Annotated in this window: 5 protein-coding genes; all 5 read right to left on the bottom strand. The window is 59.6% G+C overall.

Going from position 1 to position 3483, the window contains the following annotated elements; all coding sequences use genetic code 11:
- Positions 1-246 (bottom strand): DUF3348 family protein (locus AC04MI_RS24185; RefSeq protein ID WP_476498924.1); only part of this gene is annotated, 246 nt, incomplete at its 3' end.
- A gap of 288 nt (positions 247-534) precedes the next feature.
- Positions 535-1215, bottom strand: coding sequence for a hypothetical protein (locus AC04MI_RS24180; RefSeq protein ID WP_476498923.1), 681 nt, complete (start codon positions 1213-1215; stop codon positions 535-537).
- A 314-nt stretch (positions 1216-1529) separates the two neighbouring features.
- The gene (locus AC04MI_RS24175; RefSeq protein ID WP_435998320.1) at positions 1530-2393 is read right to left on the bottom strand and encodes a hypothetical protein; all 864 of its coding nucleotides are present in this window, start codon (positions 2391-2393) and stop codon (positions 1530-1532) included.
- 10 nt (positions 2394-2403) lie between these two features.
- Entirely contained in the window at positions 2404-3021 is a 618-nt protein-coding gene (locus AC04MI_RS24170; protein WP_476498922.1) for a hypothetical protein, read from the bottom strand.
- Complete coding sequence (locus tag AC04MI_RS24165) at positions 3018-3209, bottom strand: hypothetical protein (protein ID WP_435998324.1); 192 nt, start codon at positions 3207-3209, stop codon at positions 3018-3020. Before AC04MI_RS24165 ends, AC04MI_RS24170 begins: the two co-directional genes overlap by 4 nt.
- Positions 3210-3483 lie beyond the last annotated feature (274 nt).

The raw sequence follows: 3483 nt of genomic DNA, 5'->3' as shown, positions 1-3483 counted from the left end.
CTGCAGGGTCGCCCGTGCGCGCGCGCAGGCGGTCGCCTCGTCGTCGAACCGGACCGCGCGGTCTTCGGTGACCGGCGTTCCATCCAGCGCGCGGGACAGCGCGATGGCACGGTTCCAGTCGAGCCATTGGCCCAGCCTCTCCGACAGGGAGGGCGCAGGCGAGGTCGGGTCGAGATCGCCCAGCCGGGCGAGTCGTCGGACGAAGGCGGGGGCCGAAACGGCCCTCCGTTGCTGCGGTGAAGCCACGAAGACACTCAAAAAAGACGACGATTTTACAGGATGCGCCAAGCCCGCTGGCCGGTAAGGCGCCCAATCTGAGGCGAGGCCTGCCATGGACAAAGAAAAAGCCGGAACCTTGCGGTTCCGGCTTCTCTTCAAATGGTGGGGTGGGCCCTACCGAAAACCGTGCGCAAGCTCCTGATTTGCGAAAATTTTTCTCCATCAATGCGACGCTCGTACCCCCAATCGTACCCCCAGAGCCCAGCTTGTGTGATCAGGTGCACCTAAATCTCCCACCTCTTGCGGGGAGGGCATTCACGGGTCAGAGACCAGCAAGTTGGGCTCCTCGCAGATTGCGTCTCCCACGACTTGACGGATCTCCAGCTTCTTCTTCACTCCATTGCGCTGAGTGTAGAAGACATCAATCTCGACATTCTGCCCGTCGATCTTCCCGGCACGCGAAGGTGTGAACAAAAAGTCCACTCCCGCGCCCCAGCCTTGAATGACTGGAAGGTCATCTCTTGTGTCGTTAGAAACGATCTTTGTAACCACGACGTTGGAACCGGAGTTCAGAATTTTGAACTGCGAAGTGGCAGGCGCCTTGGCCTGGAACGGATTGAATAGGTTCACCGAAAACAGCGCCGCATACTGTGCTTCCGCTTCCATAGCCTCCCTGCTCGCCTTGCTGACCTGAAATTCGTGCTGACTGAGAGCAAGCTCATTCATCCTGGCTTGTTCTGCGACTGAGCGCTGAAGTTCTTTAACCTGCAATTCTAGTGCCTGAGTGTTTTGTCGGAGCTCCACTCCCTGTTGGAAGTAACCGACGACAACCCACGCCAAAGCAAGTGGCCCAAAGGCTCCTGCTAAGAAGTCGCCAAACTCATTGGGCTTCATGCCGAGGACATCGTCCAATTCATACATCGTATAGGCAGTCATGATCGCGATATAGGCGATCGAAATGCCGACACCAAACTTCGTAATCCGTTTGTCGCTCATCGATGAGTCCTAAGTTTCGCCAAGTCCAAGATTAAACAACGTAAATCCGGCTTTGCCGGCCCCTGAGTGCTTCAGGAATTGTCCCAAGACTTTAATCTCGCAGACGGCCATCGTCTTCAAGGTACTTCAGGTGCCAGCCCTTAGTCCGCCGGCCGCGGCGCCGTGCGCTCTCTCTCGCTTCCGCGGCGCGCCGCTCTTCCTCGCTCCTAGTGTCCTTCCGGAACAGGTGATCCCAGCCGGGGCCCAGCTTCTTGAATTCGTCTTTCTCATCCATGGGGCCAGCATTGCGCTGGCCCGTCGCCGGTACTGAGACGCTAGACGGTCGGCGCCGTCGTCTTGTACGGATGTCCGCCAGGCAGCAAGCTCGTGAGCCCCCACCGGTGCGCCAGATAGCCCTCGAGCTTCTGCCGATCGGACGTGCCGAGCGCGGTATTGCACAAGATGATCTCGCCAATTCGACCGAGGTGCGGGTTCAGATTCGCGCCGGTCGCGCCGATGTTCCATGCCTGGCTGTTCGTCGCGGAGGTGTTGCCGGAGGTCTGGAAGGACGTGCTGGAGCCTGCGGCCGATCCGTTGACCCATGCGAAACCATCTGAGTTTGCGTAGTCCAGGACAGTTCCCGCGATACCGTAACCGGTGCCGTAGTTGATCGAGTCGGTGAGAGTTTGCAAGCTATCCGAGTCAAGGCGCCGCCCACCACCGTAAATTGTATTGAGACCGATGCTCCCCCTGGAGAGCAGGGCGCGCCCACTCGCATCGCTGGTGCCGCTGGTGAGGTTCGCGATCGTTCCGACAATGCTTGAGTTGTGGCTGACTATGCCCGCACTCATTGCAAAGATCGAAATGCCTGCCTTCGCATTTCCTGACGCGAGCACGTGCGCGTTCGTTGAACGGAAGTACGCCTGGCGTGCAGTCGTGTCGTACCCCCACACCGGAAGTCCGTTCTGCTCGGCTGCGTAGACCTGGCCGCGGTTGGCAGTGTTTCCCGCGTATTTCGCCGCGTGGTTCCCATTGCCGCTCTTGTCGTAGAGCGTGTCCATCAGGCCGCTGGACAGCGTGTTCAATGGCTCATCAGCTGCATACCAGGCCACCAGCGAAGAAAGGTTTGTTGGGGTCCATGGGGTGCTGTTCTGGGCGGCTGCCATCAGCAGCGCAACGTGTCCTCTGATTCCAGACATCAGTGATTCCTCAAATTGTGCCAAGGTTCCGCACGGTCACCTCACCCTTCGTGACCCTCGCCACCACCAGCCGGCCACCGATCGGATCTGCCGGACACTTTGCCTTCCATYCCGCCGTCTGCGCGCTGGCGATGCAGCGCTGGAGTTCGAATTGGTCCGGACCTTGGCTTGCCGGCGCCTTCCCGAGCGGAGGGCTCAGCACGCCATTGTCTCGGCGCTGCGCCGCGAAGTTTGCCTGGCCAGCTTGCCGGGTGAAGTGCATGCAGAGCACTCGTGCCGCCTGCTCGGAGTAACCCACGAGCGCGAGCTCTGCGTCCAAACGGTCGACCTTGATACCGGCGGCCTTGGCCTGTCTCAGGGCTTCGGCGTGGCAGGTTTCCAGGACACTCGGCATGATGCTGGGCATATCGTCGAAGTTCATACCGCCGGTGCGTCGCACAAGTTCACTCATCGTCCAGCGGGCAAGCGTCTGCTCTCCTCTGCACGCAATGATCGTCGCCGCGGCCGGAATCAGAAGCAGTTTGTTCGTGTCGCTGAACTTGCCGCCGCCTTCAATGGTGGTTACCTGACTGTCGACGCCGACGAAGGCGGTTTGTGGGTCCTGGAACAGCACGTTGAGGATGCTCATTGGGGGATGCCTTCTGCGGTGATGCCTGAGTCTGCCGCCACGAGCGGTCCCAGCACCACCTCCGGATCCACGTAGCCGCCAACTGCTGGGCCGATCGCATAGCCAAGTTGGGCGCCCTGCGGGCTCAGGGTGATGTAGTAGCCAATCGCTGCGCCAATGAATCCACCGATCTGACTGCCGTCGCTCATGATGACTCCTCGTGAGTTGCCTTATTTTCAGGGCTCCGGACCGCCTGAAAGAGCCTCGGAGCGAAAATCGGATTTCTGCCCATTTATTCGATTCGGGCGGGAAATATCGGCCTTTTCAAATCGCGCCCCGCAGCCAGAAACCAGGGGTTTTTAAACAGAATCCGCGATTCCGTTTGATTTTTTCTGACGGGAAAAAAAGTTGCGCGTGGCTTGGGCGGCCGGTGTCCGGGGGTGGGCCTTTTCGACTTCTGACCCACCCCCTCCTGTGATTGCC

It is taken from the genome of Acidovorax sp. LjRoot204 (assembly GCF_056175785.1).
Note: the sequence above shows the minus strand (reverse complement) of the source record. Positions and strands in the feature narration are given on the sequence as shown.